This is a genomic window from Cobetia sp. cqz5-12, assembly GCF_016495405.1.
Taxonomy (GTDB): domain Bacteria; phylum Pseudomonadota; class Gammaproteobacteria; order Pseudomonadales; family Halomonadaceae; genus Cobetia.
Map to the genome: position 1 here is coordinate 1214180 of NZ_CP044522.1, position 25221 is coordinate 1239400.

At 63.8% G+C, this 25221-nt stretch carries 21 protein-coding genes; 15 read left to right on the plus strand and 6 right to left on the minus strand.

Going from position 1 to position 25221, the window contains the following annotated elements:
- Window positions 1-28: 28 nt before the first annotated feature.
- Window positions 29-568 (minus strand): GreA/GreB family elongation factor, encoded by a 540-nt coding sequence (locus tag F8A90_RS05180; RefSeq protein WP_200019277.1) that lies wholly within the window; start codon window positions 566-568, stop codon window positions 29-31.
- A 194-nt stretch (window positions 569-762) separates the two neighbouring features.
- Between F8A90_RS05180 and F8A90_RS05185 the strand changes: the two genes are divergently transcribed.
- The 6 genes from F8A90_RS05185 (at window position 763) to cysN (ending at window position 6907) form a co-directional block, all read left to right on the plus strand.
- Window positions 763-1446, plus strand: a complete 684-nt coding sequence (locus tag F8A90_RS05185) for a tetratricopeptide repeat protein (protein WP_064503367.1) — start codon at window positions 763-765, stop codon at window positions 1444-1446.
- Window positions 1447-1779: 333 nt separating this feature from the next.
- Window positions 1780-2418 carry an NUDIX domain-containing protein gene (locus F8A90_RS05190; protein ID WP_200019278.1) on the plus strand — a complete coding sequence of 213 codons (639 nt, stop codon included), beginning with the start codon at window positions 1780-1782 and terminating at the stop codon, window positions 2416-2418.
- Between the two features lie 338 nt (window positions 2419-2756).
- Window positions 2757-3203 carry a DUF1249 domain-containing protein gene (locus F8A90_RS05195; protein ID WP_043337025.1) on the plus strand — a complete coding sequence of 149 codons (447 nt, stop codon included), beginning with the start codon at window positions 2757-2759 and terminating at the stop codon, window positions 3201-3203.
- Window positions 3204-3323: 120 nt separating this feature from the next.
- On the plus strand, window positions 3324-4070 hold the full coding sequence (locus F8A90_RS05200; protein WP_200019279.1) for a metallophosphoesterase: 747 nt from the start codon (window positions 3324-3326) through the stop codon (window positions 4068-4070).
- 301 nt (window positions 4071-4371) lie between these two features.
- A complete protein-coding gene (gene cysD, locus F8A90_RS05205; protein ID WP_200019280.1) occupies window positions 4372-5283 on the plus strand; it encodes a sulfate adenylyltransferase subunit CysD in 912 nt (303 codons plus the stop codon).
- Window positions 5284-5455: 172 nt separating this feature from the next.
- The gene (cysN, locus tag F8A90_RS05210; protein WP_200019281.1) at window positions 5456-6907 is read left to right on the plus strand and encodes a sulfate adenylyltransferase subunit CysN; all 1452 of its coding nucleotides are present in this window, start codon (window positions 5456-5458) and stop codon (window positions 6905-6907) included.
- A 164-nt stretch (window positions 6908-7071) separates the two neighbouring features.
- Here cysN and F8A90_RS05215 read toward each other — a convergent pair whose 3' ends face one another.
- Window positions 7072-8289, minus strand: a complete 1218-nt coding sequence (locus tag F8A90_RS05215; RefSeq protein WP_200019282.1) for a globin domain-containing protein — start codon at window positions 8287-8289, stop codon at window positions 7072-7074.
- 193 nt (window positions 8290-8482) lie between these two features.
- Between F8A90_RS05215 and norR the strand changes: the two genes are divergently transcribed.
- The gene (norR, locus tag F8A90_RS05220) at window positions 8483-10231 is read left to right on the plus strand and encodes a nitric oxide reductase transcriptional regulator NorR (protein WP_200019283.1); all 1749 of its coding nucleotides are present in this window, start codon (window positions 8483-8485) and stop codon (window positions 10229-10231) included.
- Between the two features lie 97 nt (window positions 10232-10328).
- On the opposite strand, the gene cmoB is transcribed toward norR, so the two are convergent.
- Both cmoB and cmoA read right to left on the minus strand, forming a co-directional pair.
- Complete coding sequence (gene cmoB / locus F8A90_RS05225) at window positions 10329-11357, minus strand: tRNA 5-methoxyuridine(34)/uridine 5-oxyacetic acid(34) synthase CmoB (RefSeq protein ID WP_200019284.1); 1029 nt, start codon at window positions 11355-11357, stop codon at window positions 10329-10331.
- Between the two features lie 31 nt (window positions 11358-11388).
- Entirely contained in the window at window positions 11389-12135 is a 747-nt protein-coding gene (gene cmoA, locus F8A90_RS05230; protein WP_200019285.1) for a carboxy-S-adenosyl-L-methionine synthase CmoA, read from the minus strand.
- 204 nt (window positions 12136-12339) lie between these two features.
- On the opposite strand from cmoA, the gene pgi reads away from it, so the two are divergent.
- The 6 genes from pgi (at window position 12340) to F8A90_RS05260 (ending at window position 21360) form a co-directional block, all read left to right on the plus strand.
- Window positions 12340-14043, plus strand: a complete 1704-nt coding sequence (pgi, locus tag F8A90_RS05235) for a glucose-6-phosphate isomerase (protein WP_200019286.1) — start codon at window positions 12340-12342, stop codon at window positions 14041-14043.
- 273 nt (window positions 14044-14316) lie between these two features.
- The gene (locus F8A90_RS05240) at window positions 14317-15069 is read left to right on the plus strand and encodes a YqiA/YcfP family alpha/beta fold hydrolase (RefSeq protein ID WP_233593451.1); all 753 of its coding nucleotides are present in this window, start codon (window positions 14317-14319) and stop codon (window positions 15067-15069) included.
- Window positions 15070-15268: 199 nt separating this feature from the next.
- A complete protein-coding gene (parE, locus tag F8A90_RS05245; RefSeq protein WP_200019287.1) occupies window positions 15269-17149 on the plus strand; it encodes a DNA topoisomerase IV subunit B in 1881 nt (626 codons plus the stop codon).
- Window positions 17150-17292: 143 nt separating this feature from the next.
- Entirely contained in the window at window positions 17293-19569 is a 2277-nt protein-coding gene (parC, locus tag F8A90_RS05250; protein WP_200019288.1) for a DNA topoisomerase IV subunit A, read from the plus strand.
- A gap of 63 nt (window positions 19570-19632) precedes the next feature.
- A complete protein-coding gene (gene serB / locus F8A90_RS05255) occupies window positions 19633-20844 on the plus strand; it encodes a phosphoserine phosphatase SerB (protein WP_166019446.1) in 1212 nt (403 codons plus the stop codon).
- 267 nt (window positions 20845-21111) lie between these two features.
- Complete coding sequence (locus tag F8A90_RS05260; RefSeq protein ID WP_043335179.1) at window positions 21112-21360, plus strand: TIGR02647 family protein; 249 nt, start codon at window positions 21112-21114, stop codon at window positions 21358-21360.
- A gap of 178 nt (window positions 21361-21538) precedes the next feature.
- Here F8A90_RS05260 and F8A90_RS05265 read toward each other — a convergent pair whose 3' ends face one another.
- Window positions 21539-21898 (minus strand): 5-carboxymethyl-2-hydroxymuconate Delta-isomerase, encoded by a 360-nt coding sequence (locus F8A90_RS05265; RefSeq protein ID WP_166019447.1) that lies wholly within the window; start codon window positions 21896-21898, stop codon window positions 21539-21541.
- 125 nt (window positions 21899-22023) lie between these two features.
- Complete coding sequence (gene epmB / locus F8A90_RS05270) at window positions 22024-23259, minus strand: EF-P beta-lysylation protein EpmB (RefSeq protein ID WP_200019289.1); 1236 nt, start codon at window positions 23257-23259, stop codon at window positions 22024-22026.
- A gap of 91 nt (window positions 23260-23350) precedes the next feature.
- Between epmB and efp the strand changes: the two genes are divergently transcribed.
- A complete protein-coding gene (gene efp / locus F8A90_RS05275) occupies window positions 23351-23917 on the plus strand; it encodes an elongation factor P (RefSeq protein ID WP_043335182.1) in 567 nt (188 codons plus the stop codon).
- A 120-nt stretch (window positions 23918-24037) separates the two neighbouring features.
- On the plus strand, window positions 24038-25135 hold the full coding sequence (gene epmA / locus F8A90_RS05280) for an EF-P lysine aminoacylase EpmA (RefSeq protein WP_442778889.1): 1098 nt from the start codon (window positions 24038-24040) through the stop codon (window positions 25133-25135).
- The last annotated feature ends 86 nt before the right edge of the window (window positions 25136-25221 follow it).

A 25221-nucleotide genomic window follows, 5' to 3' on the forward strand; every position in this document is an offset into this window, starting at 1 on the left:
CCCCGCGGCCTGATGCCCAGCTCGCCGCTTACCCCTCCGGCGACTGATAGCGGATGGCCGTGATGATGTAGGTCGTCTCGCCACCCGGCGCGGCCACGCTCACCTCGTCATCCAGCCCCTTGCCCAGCAATGCCTGGGCAAGGGGCGCATCGACGCTGATCCAGCGGCGCGGATTGTCGGTCTCATCAGGGCCGACGATGCGGATCTCCATCTCCTCTCCCTGCTCGTCCTCCAGCGTCACGAAGGCCGCGAAATAGACGCGCTCCAGATCCGTGGGCAGGCGGTCGACGACCGTCAGCTCATCCAGGCGTTTCTCCAGATAGGCGATCTTGGCGATGGTCTGATTGAGCGCCTTCTTGTTGTAGGTGTAATCCGCATTCTCGCTGCGATCCCCCATGGCGGCGGCCTCGCCCGTCTTGCGCGAAAGCTCCGGGCGCCTCACGCGCCTCAGGTGGTCGGCCAGCCCCTTCATCTTCGCGTGGCCCTGCGGGGTAATCACGTTGCTCTTCTTTTCCTGGCGCGGGTCCGTCTTGGGGTCGCGCCAGCGTGTCATGTTGCGACCTTGCATGGTCTGCTCCGCTGGTTCTGTGGGTAAGGCTCAAGCCGCCGTGTGCGATTTCGATAGCGTTGAGACCTGCGACCAAGGGTGATTGGCGGCCGATTCAAACGTTCGTTACAGTCAATATGTGCTCGCCGGAGCACTTCGTGTCACCCATGCTGAATCTGCCAACAATAACGAAAATCAGGGAGCTGTCCATGCCCATGCTGCCATCTTCACACCCGTCTTGCCGTGTCATCTCCCGTTGCTGTCGCGTACTGCTCTCCGGGGGCATGGCGCTGGGCATCACGCTGGCCGGCATGACCGGCGTCCATGCTGCCCCAGGCGACGATGACGTCTTCCCGCTCTCCAAGCGTTGGGCGCAGATCAATTATCAGGTCTCCGGTGATGCTCAGGAGAAGGGCATGGAGGCCCTGGGCAAGGAGGTGCGCGCGCTGGCGGATCAGTATCCGGACAACGCTCACGTGCTGACCTGGGAAGGCATCATCCTGGCCTCATGGGCCAAGGCACGTGGTGGCCTGGGAGCACTGGACCTGGCCAAGGAAGCCAAGGCCACGCTCGAGAAGGCGATCTCGCTCGACCCCAAGGGTGACAATGCCTCTGCCTATGTGACGCTTGGTGCACTCTATGACAAGGCGCCCGGCTGGCCGGTGGGCTTCGGGGATGATGAGAAGGCGGGAGAAGTGCTGCGCAAGGGGCTTGAGGTCAACCCGACGGGCATGGATACCAATTATTATTACGCCGATTATCTGGCCTCCGAAGGCCGTGATGAGGAAGCGCTCAAGCATGCGCGGCTCGCTCAGGACGGGCCGCCACGTCCCAATCGTGAGCTGGCCGATCAGGAGTTGCAGAAAGAGATCGCCGCGCTGATCAAGCGCCTGCAGTAAGTTTCCACCACCCGTATCGCTTGCATGGCTGTCAGAGGCGAAGGCTGGCTGGAGCGACCATCATTGCGTCCGGCAAGTGAACGGCAGCGCTGGCGTCAGACGCTGATGTCACATCCCCGAATGAATTCCTGCATGACACGGCCCGAGCGGAGTTCCCGCTCGGGCCGTGTCGTTTACCGCTCTGAGGATGAGAAGTCGCCCAGATGCCTTCAGGTGGCGCCTTGAATGGCGCTGATGACTGACTCGGTACGGCGCGGCAAGCAAGTTTGCAGGTGACGGGCTGGCCAGTCTCGCGGCAGGACAGGATAATGCCTGTTCAGCCAAGGAGGATGCATGAGCGAGCAACAAGAGCACGTCGCAGGGCAACAGGCCTTCGCACATGATGATGTCGAACTGGTCGAGGCCAGGGTGTTGCAGGACGGCTTCTTTCGCCTCGAGCAGCGCGAATTCCGCCACCAGCGTTTCAACGGTGGCTGGAGCGATGTGATCCATCGCGAGGTGCATGTCCGTCACGATGCGGTAGGCGTATTGCCCTACGACCCGGTCAACGACCGCGTGGTCTTCGTCGAGCAGATCCGGGCCGGCATGCTGGAAGACGAACGCACGCCCTGGAGCCTGGAGCCGATTGCAGGGCTGGTGGACAAGGATGAGCAGGCCCATGAGGTCGCGCGCCGTGAGGCGGTCGAGGAGGCCGGATGTGAGTTGATGGACCTGATCGAACTGTACCGCTACTACCCGAGCCCCGGCGCCTGTACCGAGGAGGTCACGCTGTTCATCGGTCTGTGTGACAGCAGTGGGCTGGGCGGCGTGCATGGTCTGGCCGAGGAGAATGAAGACATCCGTGTGCATGTGCTCAATTTCCAGGCGGCCCTGACGCTGCTGGAACAAGGGCGATTGGGCAATGCGATGGCCATCATGGCCATGCAATGGCTGCTGCGTGAACGTGCTTCGTTGCGCGTCATGCATGCCTGAGGCAGTGAAGGCGAAGCTTGGCAATCCCCCGCGTCTCACGCAGGCTTCCTCAACCTGCGCGTCAGAGCTGCTATTCTAGAGGCTTGCTGAAAACCGGCAGCCAGCAACGATCACTGTCTGCGCCAGTGTCCGTATCAGTCTCGGTTCTCGTCTCAGCTTCAGTCCCGAGAGCTGGACTCGATAGCCGAGAGTCGATAGCCGACAGCTGATCGCCGTCAGCCTGAACGCTGGCGCAGTGCTTGATTTATCGCACGTTGCCCACATCCTGCCACGCACGATGGCAGGCGTGCCTTGACAGACTACATGCCAATGTTCTGAGATTCGCAAGGAGATCGCCCATGCAGGTCAAGAAAGCCTATGTGGCTGACCTAAAAGCACTCCATGCCGAGTGCGGGTCCAATTATCTGCGCCTCACGCGCATCCTCGGCAAGGCCGAGGCCGGTGACAGTTTCGCCTTCCCGCTGGCGGGCAATCAGGGCCACTTCGGCACGCTGCTGCTCGAAGTGGTCGAATGCGCGCCCTATACCACCATGGTCACGGTCGCCCAGACCGGCGTGCTTGACCACATCATCGATTCGCCGCGCATGAGCGTGCATCTGTACCACGACGTGCGCATGGCGGAGGTCACCGACTTTCAGCGCCAGCGTCATTTCTCAGGGCGCAACCGGTACCCGAATCCGCGCATGCACCAGCCGGACGAAAAGCTTCAGCTCAATCGCTTTCTCGGTGAATGGCTGACCCATGCCCGCGCTTTCGGGCAGGCGGATGTGCCGGAATTGCCGTGACGCTCAAAGCTGGCATGGCGCCCGGGCGCTGACACCCGATGGATTTCCCGTCTTGATTGACAGAACCGCGATGGCCCGGCCGTCGCGGTTCTGTTCATTTTCCTGCTGCTCGAGAGACCGATGCGACTGATTCAGATAAGTGATTGCCATCTGCGCGCCGACCCTGATGCGCGTTCACGGCTGGGCTTCCCCTGGCGTCAGCTGGAGGCGGTGATGGCGCATGCCTCGCGCCTTCGCCCCGATATCCTGCTGGTGACCGGTGATGTCAGCCAGGACGAGAGCCCCGCCTCCTATCGCATGGCGGCAGAGCTGTTCGATGGCCTGGGCTGTCCCTGGTTCTGGTTCGCGGGCAACCACGATCACCCTGAATTCATGCAGGAGCTGCGTCCCTTCCATCACGAGCTGGATCTGGGCGACTGGCGACTGCTGTGTCTGGATTCGCGCGTCACCGGGCAGGCGGGGGGAGAGCTTGGCGAGGAGCAGCTGAGCGAGCTTGCGCAGTCACTGGCGCTTTCCGTCGAGCTGGACCCGCGTCCGATCCTGCTGGCCATGCATCATCATCCGATGCCGATCGGCTCGGACTGGATGGATGCGCTGGGCCTTGCTGACCGCGATGCGCTGTGGGAAACATTGCGTCCGTACCCGCAGGTGCGGGCCGTGCTGTGTGGGCATATCCATCAGGCTTTCACGCAACTCATGCCGTGTGGGCAGGGCAGTGTGGCCGTCTATGGCGTTCCCTCCACCTCCGATCAGTTCGCTCCGCTGAGCCATGATTTCGCTGTGGATGAGGCGGCACGCCCCGGAATGCGCGTGGTGGACCTCGATGGTGAGCATCTCGAGACCTGGGTGGAGCGGGTCGATCCGTGAGCCACGTCCCACAAGCCACGCCCCGTTAGCCACGGCAAGATATCGAACGTGCTACTGCACGGCCGGTATGAGCTCGATCGTCATGGACTCGGGAGAATCAAATATTCTCTTTTGATCTTAAAAGATATTTTCTGATTCTTTGACGTTATCAAGGCGGCGCGGGTACCGTAATGGTATCCAGCATGCTCCGTGGGACGAGAGAGTGAGTCTCTCCTGGCTCGTCACGACCTTCGGGCATGCCCTGTCTGTCACGGGCCGCCTTTCGGGGCGACTCCCAGCGCTCATGAGGTTGCCGCACGCGATGCTTACCCCCGAACGTCAGACCCACCTCAAGCAGCTCGAGGCCGAATCCATCCACATCATCCGTGAAGTGGCGGCCGAGTTCTCCAACCCGGTCATGCTGTACTCCATCGGCAAGGACTCTGCCGTCATGCTGCACCTGGCGCGCAAGGCCTTCGCGCCGGGCGTGCCGCCGTTCCCGCTGATGCACGTCAACACCACCTGGAAGTTCAAGGAAATGATCAAGTTCCGCGACGAGATGGCCGCGGAAGTGGGCATGGAGCTGATCGAGCACATCAACCAGGAAGGCGTCGCGGCGGGTATCAACCCGTTCGATCACGGCAGCGCCAAATACACCGATATCATGAAGACCGCCGGTCTCAAGCAGGCGCTCGACAAGCACGGTTTCGATGCGGCCTTCGGCGGTGCGCGTCGTGACGAGGAAGCTTCACGCGCGAAAGAGCGCGTCTACTCCTTCCGTGACCAGTACCACCGCTGGGACCCCAAGAATCAGCGTCCGGAACTGTGGAACATCTACAACTCCAAGATCAACAAGGGCGAGTCCATCCGCGTCTTCCCGCTCTCCAACTGGACCGAGCTGGACATCTGGCAGTACATCTATCTCGAGTCCATCAAGATCGTGCCGCTGTACTACTCCGCCGTGCGTCCGGTGGTGAAGCGTGATGGCCTCGACATCATGGTCGACGACGACCGTCTGCCGCTGGCAGAAGGCGAAGTGCCGGAGATGAAGTCCGTGCGCTTCCGGACCCTGGGCTGCTACCCGCTGACCGGCGCCGTGGAATCCACCGCCGCGACCCTGCCGGAAATCATCCAGGAAATGCTGCTGACGCGTACCAGCGAGCGCTCCGGGCGTGCCATCGATCATGACCAGGCGGGCTCGATGGAGAAGAAGAAGCGCGAAGGGTATTTCTAGGAATCGGTTTCAAGCGCCATTTGCGCGCTGATTCTCCCATCGACGCTTTGCGGCGTTGAATAACCCGAACGAACAATTCGCCTGATGAATCGGCTCGGAGCCTCACGAGACACTGGCTCGTGATACTGGCTCGCCACCTCATCAGGCCCATGACAGCGGCAAGGAGAAGAGTGTGTCCCACGCCTCAGACAAGATTTCCGCGGATATCGAAGCCTACCTGCAAGAACACGAGCGCAAGGACCTGCTGCGCTTCATCACCTGCGGTAGCGTCGATGATGGCAAGTCGACCCTGATCGGTCGTCTGCTGTTCGATTCCAAGCTGATCTATGAAGATCAACTGGCCTCCATCACCCAGGCCTCCAAGACCAGCGGCACCACCGGTGATGAGGTCGATCTGGCCCTGCTGGTCGATGGCCTGCAGTCAGAGCGTGAGCAGGGCATCACCATCGATGTCGCCTATCGCTTCTTCTCGACGGACAAGCGCAAGTTCATCATCGCCGATACCCCGGGGCACGAGCAGTACACCCGCAACATGGCCACTGGCGCCTCGTCCGCGAGCCTGGCGATCATCCTGATCGACGCGCGCTACGGCGTGCAGACCCAGACCCGTCGTCACAGCTTCATCGCCGACCTGCTGGGCATCCAGCACCTGGTGATCGCGGTCAACAAGATGGACCTGGTCGATTACTCCGAGACGCGCTTCAACGAGATCGTCGCCGAGTATCAGGAATTCGCCAACAAGCTGAATGCGCCGGACATCCGCTTCGTGCCGATGTCAGCGCTCAAGGGCGACAACGTCGTCAATCGCAGCCCGTCACTGGACTGGTACACCGTCGATGGCGAAGCGGGCCCGTCTCTGCTTGAGGTGCTGGAAACCGTCGAGCTGACCCACGACCAGAACCTCAGCGATCTGCGCTTCCCGGTGCAGTACGTCAATCGTCCCAACCTCGATTTCCGCGGTTACTGCGGCACTCTGGCGGCCGGTGTCGTGCGTCCGGGTGACAGCGTCAAGGTGCTGCCGTCCGGCAAGACCTCGACCATCGAGCGCATCGTCACCTTCGATGGTGATCTCGAGATTGCCTATCCGGGGCAGGCCATCACCCTGACGCTCGACGACGAGATCGACATCTCGCGTGGCGACTGGCTGGTGGCGGCGGATGCCGAACTGCCGCTTTCCAATGCGCTGGAAGCGGATGTCGTCTGGATGCACGAGAAGCCGCTGCAGCCAGGCCGCCAGTACGATATCAAGCTGGCGACCCGCGACCTGACCGGTCAGGTCAGCGCCATCGACTACCTCTACGACGTCAACACGCTGGAGCATCACGGGGGTGACAGCCTGGCGCTGAACGCCATCGGCCGCGTCCAGCTCGAGCTGACCCAGGCGGTGCCGGTGGACGACTACCGCTCAAGCCCGGGGACCGGCAGCTTCATCGTCATCGATCGTCTGAGCAACGTGACCGTCGGCGCGGGCATGATTCGCGGCGTGGGTCGCTCCGGCACCCAGGCTACTACCCAGCAGACCGACTGGGCCGCGTTTGAAGCCGATCTCAATGCGCTGGTGCGCAAGCACTTCCCGCACTGGGAAGCGCGAGATGTGCGCGAGCTGCTCGGCCGCACCAACTGATTCCGTTCTGTAGCGACAGCAGGATGGAAGTCAGCGAAATACCAACAACAACGCTGGACACGCAATAACAACACGGCCTGCTGGAATGAAGCCGGAGAATGCAAAAGCCCCCATGGCCGCAAGGCGATGGGGGCTTTTGCATGGTGCGGCTGACAACTGGCGCATCAGGCGACAGTAGTGTCGATGGCGAGCGGGGCGGAGGGGCCGAAGTGCTCGTGGTGACACTGGGCGAGCGGTACGCCGATACGGTTGAGGTGCTGGATCATGCTCTGCATGAAGCCATGCGGGCCGATCACGAAGGCCTGCAGCGACTCGGCACTGGAACCGGTCGCGGCAATCTGACGTGCCAGCCAGTCGCGTTCGATGATGCCCAGGTGCGCATGGGGCGGCAGCGTCTCGGCCTGTTCGTAGCAGACCTGATAATGCAGCTGCTCGGGATATTGCGTGACCAGTGATTGCAGCGTGGTGTCGAAGGCATGCACCTCAGGATTGCGCGCCGCATGCAGATAGATCACCTGGCGGCCCGCCGCCAGCGCCGCCGTCAGCAGCGGCAGCATCGGCGTCTGGCCGACACCGGCCGACAGCAACAGCACCGGGGTATCGACGTTCTGCGGGGTAGCATGCTCGAAGGTCAGCTCGCCGGCCGGCGGCAGCAGGTCGATCTCGTCACCTGCCTTCAGCGCATGCAGGTACTGGCTGGATTGGCCGTGGGCCTCACGCTTGACCGAGATACGGCAGAAGCGCTCGTCCGGCGCGTGGGACAGACTGTAATGGCGATGGATCACGCCCTGGGGTGTCGTCAGGCGCATGCCGATGTACTGGCCTGGCAGGAAGGAGAACATCGGGCCTTCCACCGGCGCCAGGTACAGCGAGCGAATCTCGCGGCTCTCGTCCTGCGTGCGCACGATACGGAAGCGGCGCAGCCCCTGCCAGCCACCGCGGGTAGCGGCGAAGCTGTCGTAGCGGCCCTGCTCGGCGGCGATCAGCACAGCGGCCAGTTCCCCGTAGAGGGCGCCCCAGGCATCGGCGATCTCGGGCGTGACGGCGTCCCCCAGCACCTCGCCGATGGTGGCCATCAGGCACTCGCCGACGATGGGGTAGTGCTCGGGCAGGATATTGAGCGAGACATGCTTGCTGACCACGGGCGCCAGCAGGCGGTCCACCGCCTCACGCGAGTGGCGTGCGCCGACATAGGCGAGTACGGCGCCGGCCAGCGCACGGGCCTGGCCGCCGCTGGCCTGGTGGGTCTGATTGAACAGCGGCTTCACCTCGGGATAGCGCTCGAACATCAGCGGATAGAAGCGCGCCGTGATGGCATTGAGGTGCTCGGCGACGACGGGGGCGGTGGCGGCGATCAGGTCTTCCTGGGCGTTGGTCAGCATGACGATACCTCTGATTGATGTCCCTCCCTCTATGGCAAGGGGCGTGCCAACTCTCGAGGCCAGTCGTCATGCACTCTGTAGGTCTATGATGTCAAAATGACATGGTCATGTGGCGTGTTCTAATGACATCAAGCGTGTCATGATGACATCAATCTTCAGCCCTCTCACTCCCGATACCCGCAAGGATGACCGCATGCCCGATGCCCACCTGCCCCTGAACGATACGCCGGTCGCGGCCGTGAATGCCTGGCTCGCCGCCTGGTTGTCCCGCGAGGAGGGCGGCGAGCGGCGCGCGCTGCCATGGACGCGTCTACTGGCCGCGATCATGCAGCAGCTGCCCGGTGAGGCGGCGACCCTGATGCGCTACCTGCCCGAGCGTGACGAGCTGTTGCCACTGGCCACCTACGGCCTGCCTGCCGAGGTGCGCGGGCGACGCTTCGCGCTGGCGGAGCATCCGCGGCTCAAGGCGATCGCCGAGCACACGGGAGTGCATCGTTTCGCATTGGACAGCGATCTGCCGGACCCCTTCGATGGCCTGCTGGGGGACGTGCATGGGTCGGATCTGCTGGTGCATGACTGCGCCGGTATCGCGTTGCGTGAGGGCGATACCCTGCTGGGAGTGATGACCTTCGACGCACTGACGCCGGGGGTGCTGGCCCCGCTGGAATCGCTGTGCGCCTTTGCGAGCACCGACGAGCTGACACTGCCGCTTAAGGAGTTGCAGGCCTGGTTGTCACTCCCCGCGCATTGTCTGTCGCTGTCACTGCGACAGGAGTGGGTCGCGGGGGCCTCGGCCGGCAGGTCGGGGCTTTCGGCACCGACGGTCGTGCCCCCGACAGGTATGGCATCACAGAGCGCTATGGCCTGCCCGCAACGTGGCCCGGCGATGGCCAGGCTCGAGGCGCAGCTGGAGGCGGTCGCCGATACCGAGATGACGGTGCTGGTGCAGGGCGAGACCGGTGTGGGCAAGGAGGGCGTGGTCCAGCGGCTGCACGACGCTTCCCCGCGGGCAGGGCGGCCGCTGGTGCGCATCAACTGCGCCGCCTTGTCGCCGGAGCTGGTCGAGAGTGCGCTGTTCGGTCATCGGCGTGGCGCCTTCTCGGGCGCGACCCATGATCACCGTGGCCACTTCGTGATGGCGGATGGTGGCACCCTGCTGCTGGATGAGATCGGCGAGCTGCCACTGGCGCTGCAAGCCAAGTTGCTGCGGGTGTTGCAGGAAGGCGAGCTGCAGCCGCTGGGTAGCGATCGCGTGGTCAGGGTCGATGTGCGTGTCATCGCGGCCACCAATCGCGATCTCGAGGCGGAGGTCGCCGCCGGGCATTTCCGTGAAGACCTCTATCACCGTCTGAGCGTCTATCCGCTCAGGGTGCCGCCGCTGCGTGAGCGCGGGCGTGCGGATCTGCTGGCGCTGGCCGGCACCTTCCTTGAACACAATCGCACGCGCCTCGGGCTGGGCAATCTGCGCCTGACGCCGGCGGCGGAGCGCCAGCTGTGCGAGTACCCCTGGCCCGGCAACGTGCGTGAGCTGGAGCATTGCATCAGCCGCGCCGCGCTGCATGCCCGGCTCGCGCATGGCGCCCACTCGACTCGTCTGCGCGCCGATGGGCGCCAGCTGGTGGTGATCACGCCGGAACTGCTGGGCCTTGAGGTCAATGGCGAGGTGTCACTCGAGCGGGCCGTCAGCGCGGTGCAGGAGATTCAGGGCGCGCAGGTGGGGCATGGCACGATTCAGTCGGGGAGAGCGAACCCGGCACAGCGTCATGTCCTGCAGGACATCGATGAAGCGCTGGGACTGCGCGATGCCACCGAGGCGTTTCAGCGCGAGCACATCTCGCGAGTCTGGCTGGCGAGTGATCGCAACTGGGCAGAGGCCGCGCGCAGGCTCAAGGTCGATCGCGGCAATCTTTACCGACAGGCGCAGCGTCTGGGAATTGTCTGAGACGCGAGAGCCGAAGACGGCGGTGCTCGATGAGCGCCGCCGTCGTGTGTCGTCTGCCCTAGCGCAGACACCGCTGGGAGAGAAGGCGCTGCGCAGTTCAGGCGCGAGTGGCGATCAGCACCGCACGCCGCGGCGCCGGATGGCCTTCGCGGGTCAGGCTCGCGTCATTGGGATCGAGGAAGTCGCTCAGCGAGTGGTAGGTCATCCAGTCGGTGGCACGCTGCTCGTCCAGGGTGGTCACGGCTTCATCGACGATGCGCACGTCCTTGAAGCCGGCGCGCTCGCACCAGTGGGCCAGCGCCTGGGAGGAGGGCAGGAAGTAGACGTTGGGCATCGCGGCATAGCGTTCGCCGGGCATCAGCACCGTCGTCACGTCACCTTCCACCACCAGGGTTTCCAGCACCAGCTCGCCGCCGGGGCGCAGGGTGTCGCGCAGCTGGAAGAGGTGGTCCATCGGCGAGGGACGATGATAGAGCACGCCCATCGAGAAGACGGTATCGAAGGCGGTCATCTTCGCCGGCACATCCTCGATACCCACCGGCAGGAAGTGCAGGTTGCGGCCCTGGGGGTGATCCGCGCCGATGAAGTGGCGTACGGCATGGAACTGGCAGTAGAAGCGCGGCGAAGGGTCGATCACCAGCGTGAAGGCCGCGCCTGCACCGACCATGCGCCAGCCGTGGTAGCCATTGCCGCCGCCGACATCCAGCACGCGGCGATGGGTGAGATCCGACAGGTGCGGCGCGATACGCTGCCACTTCCAGTCGGAGCGCCATTCGGTGTCGATATGGATCTCGTCGAGCTGATAGGGGCCCTTGCGCCACGGCATCATCGCGCGCAGCAGGTTCTCGCTCTGGCGCAGCTGGCTGCTATTCAGGCCAGTCGGAAAGAGTGCACCGACCCGGTCGGCATCCAGCTGTACATCGCGCTCGGCGGGCAGGGTGGGCAGCTTTTCCAGCGCGCCATGCCAGGCCTTCAGATCAGCATGACGCTTGCGGTCCAGGCCATTGGCCAGCTGTTCAGGCAGGGCGCTCAGCCAGCGGGCGAAGCCATCGCCGACGGCGCCTGGCTCACAGGCAAGCTCGGTGAAGGCGCGGTAAAGGTCGCGGTCATACGGGGAAATGCTCATGCGCTGGGTCGGGTCCGTGCTGGCGTAGCGGTCATTCGGCGGCTTTGAAGGCGACCATCGAAGCGAAGTTCAGGTATTGCAGCCAGGTATGGCTGCGCGCGAAACCGGCGCGCGACAGGCGAGCATGATGCGTGTCGAGGCTGTCGGGCTTCATCACGTCCTCAAGGGCCTCGCGTTTCTGGGAGATTTCCAGATCGGAGTAGCCATTGGCACGCTTGAAGTCATGATACCGTTCGATCAGCCAGGCATTCTCGACCGGGTCATCGCTGATGATCTTCTCGGACAGGATCAACACGCCACCGGGCTCCAGCGCCGCGAACAGCTTGTCGATCACGGCATCGCGATCTTCTGGCGGCAGGAACTGCAGCGTGAAGTTGACCACGATCATGCCGGCTGGCTGGTAGTCGAGGGTGCGAATGTCTGCCTGGCTGACCGTGATGCGATGCGCCGGGAAGGCGTCGGCCAGCTCACGACTGGCGCGCTCGACCATCGGTGCCGACAGGTCGACGGCTTCGATCTCGATATCCTCGGGCGCCATCTCGCGGGCCAGCGCCATGCTGGCAGCACCGAGTGAGCAGCCCAGGTCATAGACCCGCGCCCCGGGGCGCAGGTGAGCGCGGGCCATCAGGCCCAGCATGGCGATGATCTGACCGTACCCCGGCACCGAGCGGCGCAGCATGTCCGGAAAGCAGCTGACGACCTGCTCGTCGAAGGAGAAGCTGGCGACACGGTCAAGGGGTGTCGTAAATATCGCGTCACGGTAAGATGCATCACTCATGGATCAAGGCTTCATCGGGCAGTGGGCCAGGGCGACATGCCTGTGGCCGAGGACCGGCCGGGCAGAGCGCCCCGTCGGGCCCGCCATTCTACGCATTCGGCGCCCGTGACGCACCCGTCACGGCTGGCGGGTGAGGCCTCCATCAATCGATTTCAGGCCGGGCCATGCAGGGCCGGTCATTACACTTCAAGGAGAGAGGTGGCCATGTCCACTCAATCAGCGGCACGTTCTGCGCGTCGTAATACCCAGGCCTGGCAGGCTCTCGCGCGCCATCATCAAGAGCAGATGGCTGATGTGCATCTGAAGGACCTGTTCGCCGAGGATGCGGCGCAAGGGCGTGACCGAGTGGCGACCTTCACGCGCTCTGCCGCGGGACTGCGTCTGGATCTCTCCAAGCAGCGCCTCAAGGGCGAGACCCTGGAGCTGCTGCTGGATCTGGCGCGCGAAACCGGTGTCGAGCAGGGCATCAAGCGCCTGCTGGCCGGTGAGCATGTCAATCGCTCCGAAGACCGTCCGGCGCTGCACGCCGCGCTGCGTCTGCCGCGCTCCGCCAGCCTCGAGGTGGACGGCGAGGATATCGTGCCGGCCATCCACGAGAGCCTCGAGCACCTGGCCGAGATGGTCGACACCTTCCATAGCGGCCAGTGGCGCGGCGCTACCGGCAAGCCGATCACCGATGTGGTCAACCTCGGGGTCGGTGGCTCGGACCTCGGCCCGTTGATGGTCTCCAGCGCCCTGAGCGATTGCCGTCCCAAGGACATCCACGAGATCGGCGTGCACTTCGCCTCGACCATGGATGGCTCTCAGCTGGCGGATTATCTGGAATCCTTCAGCCCGGAAACCACGCTGTTCATCCTGTCCTCCAAGTCATTCTCGACCATCGACACGCTGTCCAATGCCCGCACCGCGCGCGACTGGCTCAAATCACGCCTCGACCCGGAAGGGCGCCTGGAAGCGCTGATCAACCGTCAGCACTTCATCGGCGCTTCCGCCAAGCCGGAGAAGATGACCGAATGGGGCATCGCGCCGGAACATCAGCTGCTGTTCTGGGATTGGGTCGGCGGCCGCTATTCGCTGTGGGGCACCATCGGTCTGCCCATCGCGCTCAATGTCGGCATGGACAACTTCCGTCGCCTGCTGGCCGGGGCGCATGAGCTGGATGAGCACTTCCGCACCGCGCCGCTGGAAGACAACCTGCCGGTGCTGCTGGCGCTGGCGGGTATCTGGAACAATAACTTCCTCGATATCCGCGCCCACTCCATCCTGCCCTACGACGGTCGCCTGGAATACTTCGCAAGCTACCTCGAGCAGCTGGAGATGGAATCCAACGGCAAGTCAGTGACCAACGATGGTGAGATGATCGACTACTCGACCTGTCCGGTGCTGTGGGGCCAGCTGGGGCCGAACGCCCAGCATGCCTTCTATCAGCTGCTGCACCAGGGCACCCAGGCGGTCGAGTGTGACTTCATCGCGCCGATGTGCCGTTATGACCATGTCGAGGACGCCGAGACACGCGCTCACCTCAAGGCGCAGCACCGCCTCACGCTGGCCAACTGCTTCGCCCAGTCACGTGTGCTGATGCTGGGTGATGACGCCATCCCCGGTGATGAGGCGCAGCCGAACCACAAGCGCTACCGTGGCAATCAGCCGTCGACCACGCTGCTGCTGGAAACACTGACACCGGAAACCCTGGGTGCGTTGATTGCGCTCTACGAGCAGAAGGTCTTCGTGCAGGCCACCATCTGGGATATCAATCCGTTCGATCAGTGGGGCGTGGAGCTGGGCAAGCAGATCGCCACCGCCACCGAAGCGACCATGACCAGCGGCGAAGGCTTCGAGACGCTGGACGCCTCCAGCCGTGCGCTGATCGAAGCGGTGTGGGCAGCCCAGGATCAGGACCCGCGTTGAGCCCACGGCGGATGTAAGCAAGGGTGTGAGTGAGAGAGTGTGTGAGGGCATGCTGCCATGCCAAGCAAGACGAGCGGCGGCGTCAGTCGTCGCTCTCTGTTGATTTATACAGTATTCTCGCTATCCTATAAGCGAATCAATCGTTTACACTAGACAGTACGACGCGGACCGTCGAAAACCCCGCCTCCAGCGCATGAACGCTCGAGAGATACCCTGCCATCTTGAGGCGTGGGAGGGGAGGTGTCGCGGTCTGACGTGTTGTCGGGAGTGCTGATGGCCAATTCCCCCTTTCCGTCAGATACGGCAGCGATGCACGCCACCGCGCCCGTCAAGGGTCTGCTGTACTTGCACGGCTTCAATTCGGCCAGCTGTTCGCCCAAGGCGCGCTTGATGCAGCGCGCGGCAGAGCAGTTCGGCCTGCCGTGCGTGATGCCGGACATCCCCCCGGAACCCGGCGCGGGTCAGGCGGCGGTCAACGCGGCCTATCTCACGTTGTGTGAGCGCCTGGCGCTGGACCCTGCAGACCCCGCCTGCGATGACGCCATCATGGTGATCGGCAGTTCCATGGGCGGCTTTCTGGCCACCTGGCTGGTCGCGCGTGAGGCTGCACGTCTCGAGGGACCGGCGGGTCCTTCCCAGAGCGTCTGGCGTCAGGGACCGCGCAGCGTGCTGATCAATCCGGCAGTGCGTCCCGCGCGACTGGTCAGCGAATGGCTCGGCTCGGTGCATGCCAATCCCTATACCGGCGTGACGTTCACCGTCACCGAGGATTTCGGGCCCGGATTGCTCGCATTGGAAGCGGAGCCGGTCACGGCGCAGCGCACCCTGGTGCTGTTGGCGACGGCCGATGAGACATTGGATGTCAATGATGCCGCAGGGCTCTATCAGGGAAGTCGCTTGATCATCACGCCGGGTGGCGATCACGGCTTTGCGCAGCTGGCGGAATATCTGCCGGCGATCATGGCGCATGGCGGGCACCGACTGGCCCCCGCCACCGCAGCGGCGATGCATGTCGCGCCGGACTAGCAGGTCACATGCGTGGTGCTTTCTGCCATGACACACCATGACCTGGCTGGACACGGCATCTCTTGGCACGACATGGCAGGGCGTTTGATGCTGAACGCCAGACGCCGGTCTCTCATTTTTCAGGAATCCGTTGTCCGTCTCGCGCACGTGAAAGGGCGAGTCGGTTGGCGGACGTCAACACCAAGGACACAAGGCTGCGATGAGTCAGTACAGCGCCAGTTCCATTGAGGTCCTCTCCGGCCTCGAACCGGTCCGCAAGCGGCCCGGCATGTATACCGACACTTCTCGGCCCAACCATCTGGCGCAGGAAGTCATCGACAACTCCGTCGATGAGGCGCTGGCGGGGCACGCGAAGGAAATCCGCGTGCGCCTGCTCGAGAATGGCGGTATCGAGGTCGGCGATGACGGCCGTGGCATGCCCACCGACATCCACCCCGAGCATGGCGTGACCGGCATCGAGCTGATCCTCACCAAGCTGCATGCGGGGGGCAAGTTCTCCCAGGACAGCTATCGCTTCTCCGGCGGTCTGCACGGCGTGGGCGTCTCGGTGGTCAATGCGCTGTCGACGCGTCTGGAAGTGGAAGTGTGCCGCGATGGCCTGCGTCAGCGCATCGCCTTCGAGAATGGCGAGAAGGTCGAGGAGCTGACCCAGATCGGCACCGTCGGCAAGCGCAATACCGGCACCCTGGTACGCTTCTGGCCGGACGAGAGCTACTTCGATAGCCCCCGTCTGGCGATGCCGCGCCTGCGCCACCTGCTGCGTGCCAAGGCCGTGCTGTGTCCGGGGCTCAAGGTCGTGCTAATCGAGACCGATGGCAGCGAGACGACCTGGCACTATGAGGACGGCCTGCGCGATTACCTGCTCGGCGCCACCGATGGCTTCGAACGCCTGCCGGAATCGCCCTTCGTCGGCCACTTCGAGGACGAGGAGCACGGCGTCGACTGGGCGATCCAGTGGCTGCCGGAAGGCGGCGAGCTGGTGCAGGAACCCTACGTCAACCTGATCCCCACGCCGCTGGGGGGCACCCACGTCAATGGCCTGCGCTCCGGTCTGCTCGAGGCGCTCAAGGAGTTCTGCGACTACCGCAGCCTGCTGCCGCGTGGTGTCAAGCTGAGCGCGGATGACCTGTGGGAGCGCGCCGCCTTCGTGCTGTCGGTGAAGATGCTCGATCCGCAGTTCGCCGGCCAGACCAAGGAGCGCCTGTCCTCACGCAGCGTCGCCGCCTTCGTCTCCGGCGTGGTCAAGGACGCCTTCTCGCTGTGGCTCAACCACCATGTCGATCAGGCTGAAGCGCTGGCGGAACTGGTGATCTCGGCGGCCCAACGTCGTCTGAAGAGCGCCAAGAAGGTCGCGCGCAAGAAGGTCACCTCCGGGCCTGCGCTGCCGGGCAAGCTCTCGGACTGCTCAAGCTCCGACCCTGCCGACAGCGAGCTGTTTCTGGTCGAGGGTGACTCCGCTGGCGGCAGCGCCAAGCAGGGCCGCAACCGCGAGACCCAGGCGATCCTGCCGCTGCGTGGCAAGATCCTCAATACCTGGGAAGTCGAGTCGCATGACATCTACTCCTCCCAGGAAGTCCACGACATCGCGGTCGCCATCGGCCTGGACCCGGGCTCGGATGACCTCACCAAGCTGCGCTATCACAAGGTCTGCATCCTGGCGGATGCCGACTCCGATGGTCTGCACATCGCCACGCTGCTGTGCGCGCTGTTCGTGCGTCATTTCCCGGCGCTGGTGGATGCCGGGCGCGTCTTCGTCGCCATGCCGCCGCTGTACCGCATCGACCTGGGCAAGGAAGTGCATTACGCCCTGGACGAGAGCGAGAAGGCACACATCCTCAAGCAGCTCGAGAGCAAACGTGGCACGCCCAACGTGCAGCGCTTCAAGGGTCTGGGTGAGATGAATCCGCTGCAGCTGCGCGAGACCACCATGGCGCCGGACACCCGCCGCCTGGTGCAGCTGACGCGCAGTGCGGATGACGGCACCCACGAGATGCTCGACATGCTGCTGGCCAAGAAGCGCGCCAGTGATCGCAAGAGCTGGCTCGAGGACTACGGCAACATGGCCGACATCGAGGTCTGATCATCGGTTGAGCTTTCACGGCCAGTTGAACTTCGAAAGCAGCTGAACTTCGAAAGCCAGACAAGCTGCGCGACAGCATTCTTTCGGGAGCGCCACAGTCAGGCGCTCCCCGGTTTTACGCTCGTAATCAAGGTCAAGCGCCCATGAGCATGGATATCCAGGTCGCGGAGGGTGACGTCGAACGTCTGGCCCTGCGTGACTACACCGAAAAGGCGTACCTCGACTACTCGATGTACGTGATTCTCGACCGCGCCCTGCCGCATGTCGGCGATGGCATGAAGCCGGTGCAGCGCCGCATCGTCTACGCCATGCGCGAACTGTCCCTGACGGCCAACGCCAAGTACAAGAAGTCGGCGCGTACCGTCGGCGATGTGCTGGGCAAGTTCCACCCCCACGGCGACAGCGCCTGTTACGAGGCGATGGTGCTGATGGCGCAGCCGTTCAGCTATCGCTATCCGCTGGTGGATGGCCAGGGCAACTGGGGTAGCCAGGATGACCCCAAGTCCTTCGCGGCCATGCGTTACACCGAATCGCGGCTGTCGAAGTACTCCGAGGTGCTGCTGTCCGAGCTCTCCCAGGGCACCGTCGACTGGGTGCCCAATTTCGATGGCACCATGAACGAGCCCAAGGTGCTGCCGGCGCGTCTGCCCAATGTGCTGCTCAACGGCACCACCGGCATCGCGGTGGGCATGGCGACCGACATTCCTCCGCACAACGTGCATGAAGTCGTGGCCGCCACCCGCCATCTGCTGCGTCATCCGGACTCAGACAGCGATCAGCTGATGGAGTACCTGCCGGCACCGGACTTCCCCACCGAGGCGGAGATCATCACGCCGCGCACCGACCTCGCCAAGCTCTACCGCACCGGTCGTGGCAGCGTGAAGATGCGCGCCCGCTATGTGCTGGAAGAAGGCGATATCGTGATCACGGCGCTGCCGTATCAGGTCTCCGGCGCCAAGGTGATCGAGCAGATCGCCGCCCAGATGCAGGCCAAGAAGCTGCCGATGGTCGCGGACCTGCGTGATGAGTCCGACCACGAGAACCCGACGCGCCTGCTGATTCAGCCGCGCTCCAATCGAGTCGATATCGAAGGCCTGATGGCGCACCTGTTCGCCACCACGGACCTCGAGAAGAACGCGCGCGTCAACATGAACGTCATCGACCTCAAGGGGCGCCCGCGCGTGATGGCGCTGCACGAGATGCTGGCCGAGTGGCTGCGCTATCGTCGCGCCACCGTGCGTCGTCGCCTCGAGCATCGTCTGGCCAAGGTCGAGGACCGTCTGCATATCCTCGAGGGTCTGCTGACGGCTTACCTGAATCTCGACGAGGTGATTCGCATCATCCGCGAGGAGGAAGACCCCAAGGCCAGCCTGATCGAGACCTTCCAGCTTTCCGAGCGTCAGGCCGAGGCGATCCTCGAGCTGCGTCTGCGTCACCTGGCGCGTCTTGAAGAGATGAAGCTGCGGGGCGAGCAGGACGAGCTCAAGCGCGAGCGCAAGCACCTCAAGCATCTGCTGGGCAATGACGAGGCACTGACGGACCTGATCGACAGTGAGCTTGAGCAGGCCGCCACCGACTTCGGTGATCCACGTCGCTCACCGCTGGTCGAGCGCGGCGAAGCCAAGGCGCTGTCGGAAGTCGAGCTGATGGGCGCCGACCCGATCACCGTCGCGCTGTCCGAGAAGGGCTGGATCCGTGCCGCCAAGGGGCATGATATCGATCCCGAAGGCCTGTCCTACAAGGCCGGCGACCGCTTCCATCTGGCGGCGCGCGGCAAGACCAATCAGCCGCTGGTGCTGCTGGATGACACCGGGCGTGCCTACACCCTGGCCGCGCACAATCTGCCCAGTGCACGCGGGCAGGGCGAACCGATCACCGGGCGCATGAATCCGGCGGCGGGGGCGGCGATGGTCGGCCTGCTGCTTGATGCGCCCTCCGCGCGTTATCTGCTAGCCTCCGATGGCGGCTATGGCTTCGTGACCACACTCGAGCAGCTGACCGGCAAGAACAAGTCCGGCAAGGCGGCGCTGACCTTGCCGCGTGGCTGTGCGGTGCTGCCGCCGGTGGCGATCCCTGAGGTGCCTGAGTCAGCGCAGGGCGATGGGGCTGCGCTGGAAGTGGCAGTGGTGTCCAACGAAGGACGCCTGCTGGTCTTCCCGCTCGCCGAGCTGCCCGAGATGTCCAAGGGCAAGGGCAACAAGATGCTGTCAATTCCGGGTGAGCGCGCGGCCAACCGCGAAGAATTCGTGCGCTCGTTGGTGGTCTTGCCCGCCGGCGCGACCCTGGTGGTGCACGCCGGCAAGCGCAAGACGCTGCTCAAGGGTGCCGATCTCGACTATTACCGTGGCGAGCGTGGCCGTCGCGGCAGCAAACTGCCCAAGGGCTTCCAGAAGGTCGATCGTCTGGCCGTCGACAGTTGATCGGCAGCTGATACGCTCTGGAGACAACACCGTGATGTTCAATAGCTCAGGAACGATTTTCCGATGACACAACGTATCTTGATCCGCGCCACCGGTGCGGCTCGTCCGGGACAGCTGGCAGGGCTCGGTCAGGCGCTGGCGCGCAGTGGCGCACGACTGCTGGACATCAATCAGAGCGTGACCTTCGGGCTGGTGTCACTGGAAGCGCTGGTGGCGCTGGGTGCGGAGTCTGATCTGGAAGCCGCGCTGGCCGCCGCCGGTGAACAGTTGGGGCTGGATGTGCAGGCCGTGCAGGTCGGTGCCGAGGAATATGCACGCTGGAGTCATCAGGCGGAGCGCCCGCGCTGGATTCTGACGCTGCTGGCGCCGCGTCTGCCGGCCGGTATTCTGGCCGAGGTCGGCGGTCTGACGGCCGAGTTCGACATTACCGTCGAGCTGATGCATCGACTGTCGGGGCGCGAGCCGCTGGATGGCGAGTCACCGGCCGAAGGCGCCTGTATCGAGTGCTGGCTGCGCCTGCCGGAGCACGACACCGACATCAATGCGCTGCGCGAGAAGGCATTGGCATTGGGGGCACTGCACGGTGTCGATATCGCGATCCAGGAAGACGATATCTGGCGTCGTCATCGTCGCCTGATCTGCTTCGACATGGATTCGACGCTGATCCAGACCGAAGTGATCGATGAGCTGGCACGCCGTCACGGTGTCGGCGAGGAAGTCTCGCAAGTCACCGAGCGGGCCATGCGGGGCGAGCTGGACTTCCAGGAAAGCTTTCGTGAACGCATGAGCAAGCTCAAGGGGCTGGATGAGTCGGTGCTGGCGGATATCGCCGCCAATCTGCCGCTGATGGATGGGGTCGAGCGCCTGATGGCCAATCTCAAGGCGCTGGGCTACCGCACCGCGATCCTGTCCGGTGGTTTCACCTATTTCGCACGCCATCTCCAGGAACTGCTCGGGTTTGATGAGATTCACGCCAACGAGCTGGTGATCGTCGATGGCAAGGTCACCGGCGAGGTGCGTGAACCGATCGTCGATGCCGAGCGCAAGGCGCTGCTGCTGCGCGAGATCGCCGAGCGTCATGGCCTGCGCATGGAGCAGACCATCGCCGTCGGGGATGGCGCCAACGACCTCAAGATGCTCGCCGAAGCGGGCCTGGGCATTGCCTTCCGCGCCAAGCCACTGGTACGCGAAAAGGCGCGCCAGTCGATCTCTACCCTGGGACTGGATGCCGTGCTCTATCTGATGGGCTATCGCCAGCAGGATCTCGAGCATTGATCCGTGATTCAGCCGCTGAATGCCTGCGCTGAGTGACAAGTCAGTGTGTGAGTGACAACGCCCCCATCGCCGTCGTGGTGGGGGCGTTTTCGTGGGTGCGATCCGACCGCGCATCTAGTCCCAAAGCAGCACGGTCGTTTCAGGGCCGAGGGCTAGACTGGAAGAGAGTATCGACGATGGCGTCATTCGCTGGATTTGTCCGCCGGATGAGGCCGTCAGTCGATGCCATACCAGAACGCCACTCGCCACGCCGTCAGGAGTTTGCCCATGCCGTCACCCTATGACGATGAACTGCACCTGCTGTGTCTGTTCCCGCATGACGCCGCCCTCAAGGGCTTGAAGATTCGCCACGATGCAAGTCCCGACATGGTGGCCGCTGCCGAGCGTCTGCACGCCAAGGGGCTGACCACGCTGCCCGATGGCGGTTATCTGACCTCCGTGGGTCGCGAGGCCGCCGAGCATGCCCACCGTCTCAATGACCTGCTTCACGTCCCGATGGCCATGACGGGCACCTGAGTTCGCCCGTTGGCTTGAATCGCTGATCGCGAGAAGAAAAAACGCCCCATGGCCGAAAGCCACGGGGCGTTTTCGTATGCGGCCTCAGGGGTGGTGAGTCACCCGTGCGCCGCGTGCGCGGGGATGTCACTCCTGACACGTCTTGTATGACATGCCTTGTGTGACACGCCCTGTGCGCTCAGGCCTTGTGCTTGCGATAGGTAGCGCGGGTGATCTCGACGATCTCCACGCTGACTTCACGTGCCGCCTCGCAGTGAGGCTTGAGGGCCTCCATCAGGATATCCGCGAGGCGCGACTTGTCGTCATCGCTGCGGCCTTCCAGCTGGTGGCAGTGCAGATTGACGAAGCCGTGCTTGTGCGCCAGTGGCGCCTGATTGCCGGCCAGTCGCCAGTGGCGCCAGCTTTCCGCGCGCACCTTGATGTCGGTTTCCTTGAACAGGCCGCTGTGCATGGCGGCGGCATGCAGGTCATCCATGATCGCGTCCATGTCGAGGCTGGGGGCCAGACTGTCGGCATAATCAATGACGAGGTGGGGCATGTGATGGGCTCCTTGAGCATGGCCACGCCTCTCAGGGCGTGTGCCGATGATGAAATTGGCCAGCGATAGTAGCAAATTTTGTGCAGCACGCCGCCTGTTGTTGCCTCACGCTGCCAGTGCGCCATTCACGCGCTGGCGATGATACCCGTCAGGTTGAGCGAAGATGGCTCGCGTCCGTCGCCCGCAGAGGAAGACGCCGAAGGGCCAGTGGCGGTAGCGTCGACTCCCGGATGTGTCTTGGACACAGGGGGATTGGACATTGTGGGCTTGGACAGAGGGGGCTTGGAAAGAGGTGTCTTGGAGCGTCGGCCGGGCACTTCACGTACCAGGCGCGGCATCAAGAAGCCGGGCAGATGCTCAAGCAGCGCTTCCATCAGGTTGCAGGCCTCTTCATCGCTGACCGCGAAGTGGGCGGCGCCCTGCACGGGGTCGAAGGCATGCAGGTAGTAGGGCAGTACGCCGCACTCGAAGAGACGCTCGGCGAGGGCCGTCTGCACTTCCACGCTGTCATTGACGCCGCGCAGGATGACGCCCTGGTTGAGCAGGGTGACACCGGCACTCTTGAGGCGAGTCATGGCGGCAGCGACGGCGTCGTCCAGCTCGTTGGCATGGTTGGTGTGAATGACCAGCACCTTCTGCAGGCGTGTAGCGCCCAGCCAGCCGAGCAACTCATCATTGACGCGGTCCGGAATCACCACCGGCAGGCGGGTGTGGATGCGCAGACGCTTGAGATGCGGTATCTCGCCCAGTGACGCCACCAGCCACGCCAGGCGCTTGTCGGGGGAGACCAGCGGGTCGCCGCCGGACAGGATCACCTCGTGGATGCGCTCATCGGCACGCAGGTAGTCGAGAATATCCTGCCACTGCGCGCGGCTGGGCTGATGGTCGTCATAGGGGAAGTGACGGCGGAAGCAGTAGCGGCAGTTGATCGCGCAGCCACCGCTGGCCATCAGCAGCACCCGGTTGGTGTACTTGTGGATCAGCCCCGGCAGCGGCGTATGCTCGGCCTCTTCCAGCGGATCGGTGACGTAGCCGTCGAGTACGTCGGTCTCGGCGTCCAGCGGCAGCACCTGGCGCAATAGCGGGTCGTCGGGATCATTGGCGCGGATGCGGCTGGCATAGGCCTCGGGCACGCGGATCGCGAACAGTTCATGGCCGTCACGGGCGCCCGGCAGCCACTCGCGCTCAAGCCCCAGGCGCTCCAGCAGAGCCTGTGGAGAGCGGATCACGTCGCGTAGCTGTGCACGCCAGTCATTCGGGGCCGACGGGGCTTCAGCGGCAGATGAGAAGGCCTCTGAGGCACGACTTTCGTGGCTGGTGTGCGGGATGGTATGCAAGGATGCAGGGGTTCGGGTTATCATGCGCATCACTTCTAGTCATGATTGCAGCCAATTGACTGCAATCTGGAATTCATGGCGGGCAAGACCCGTTAACGAGTCGAGAGCGAGCAAGATGGCCAACTATTCTACCAACGAATTCAAGTCCGGTCTGAAAGTGATGCTGGACAATGATCCCTGTGCCATCGTCGATAACGAACTGGTCAAGCCGGGCAAGGGCCAGGCCTTCAACCGCGTCAAGCTGCGCAACCTGAAGACCGGTCGTGTATGGGAGCGTACTTTCAAGTCCGGTGAGAGCATCGAAGCCGCCGATGTCATGGAAGTCGACATGGAATACCTCTACACCGACGGTGAGATGTGGCACTTCATGCGTACCGATGGCTCCTTCGAGCAGTACGCTGTCGATGGCAAGGCGCTGGGCGACACGGTCAAGTGGCTGAAAGAGCAGGTCGTCTACACCATCACGCTGTGGAACGACAACGCGATCGCCGTCACCGCGCCGAACTTCATCGAGCTAGAAGTCGTCGAGACGGACCCGGGTCTCAAGGGCGACACCGCCAACGGTGGCTCCAAGCCGGCGACCCTGTCTTCCGGTGCCGTGGTGCGTGTGCCGCTGTTCATCAACCAGGGCGAAGTCCTCAAGGTCGATACCCGCAGCGCCGAGTACGTGTCTCGCGCCTGAGCCCTTTCGCTCACGTCGTGAACACCCTGATGCCTCGCCTCGTGCGGGGCATCATCGTTTGTGCCGGTCACTCCTTCAGGTTGGCCACTGTCCCTTGCCGTTCCACTCGTCGAGCTCGCCATGTCAGACGTCCATATTCCCGCTGATGCTTCAAAGTCCCCCTTGCCGCATGACTGGGCGCCCACTGCCACGCGCGAGCGGCTCGTCCAGCGCGCGCGTCTGATCAATGAAGTGCGCACCTTCTTCGCCGAGCGTGAGGTGCTGGAGGTGGAAACCCCGGTACTGGGGCAGGCCGGTTCGACGGATGTCGGTCTCGCGTCATTGTCCTTGACCGCGCAGTTGCCGGGCGAGCGGGAGCGTGTGGCGATGTGGCTGCAGACCTCCCCGGAATTTCACATGAAGCGGCTGCTAGCAGCCGGCAGCGGGTCGATCTTCCAGATCGCGCGTGCCTTCCGCGATGGCGAGGTCAGCCGCCGCCACAATCCCGAGTTCTGCATGCTGGAGTGGTATCGCCCCGGCATGAGCCTTGAGGCGCTGATGACGGAGACCTGCGAGTTGATCCGGCGCGTGATGGCGCTCGGGGCACAGCTGACCGGTCAGCCGTCGTTGCTCACTGCGCCTCAAGACGCCCAGACCAGGCCTGCCATCACGCCTTACCGTGCGCTGTTTCGCCGTGTGCTGGCGCTGGATCCCTTCACGGCCTCGCTTGAGGAGCTACGAGCCGCCTGTGCGCGAGAATGTGAGGTCGCGGCTGACGACTGGTCGCATGAGACCTGCCTGGATGCGCTGATGAGCCTGGTGATCGAGCCGACTCTTGGCTCAAGGTCACAGGGCGCAGGAGCGCAGGGGCAGGCTACCGTGGAGCTGGTCACCGAGTATCCGGCCGCACAGGCTGCCTTGGCGCGCAAGCATCAGGACAGTGAGGGTGATTGGGTGGCGTCGCGCTTCGAGGCCTACGTGGCGGGCATCGAGCTGGCCAACGGCTATGACGAGCTGACCGATGCCAGTGAGCAGGCGGCGCGCTTTGCCGAAGACAATGCGGCGCGAGTCGCCCAGGGCCTGCCTGAGGTAGCGGTGGATCAGCGCCTGGTGGCGGCCTTGCAGGCGGGGATGCCCGCAGGGAGCGGGGTGGCGCTGGGGCTGGATCGTCTGATCATGCTGGCGCTGGGGGAGTGCGATATCTCGGCGGTCATCGCTTTCCCGGCATCACGTGCTTGAGAGCCGACATGAGAGGCAGCTTTCGATGTGATTTGCGTGAATCCCAGCGTTTATTGCCAACACGCTTGCCGAGCGTGCGTCGACTA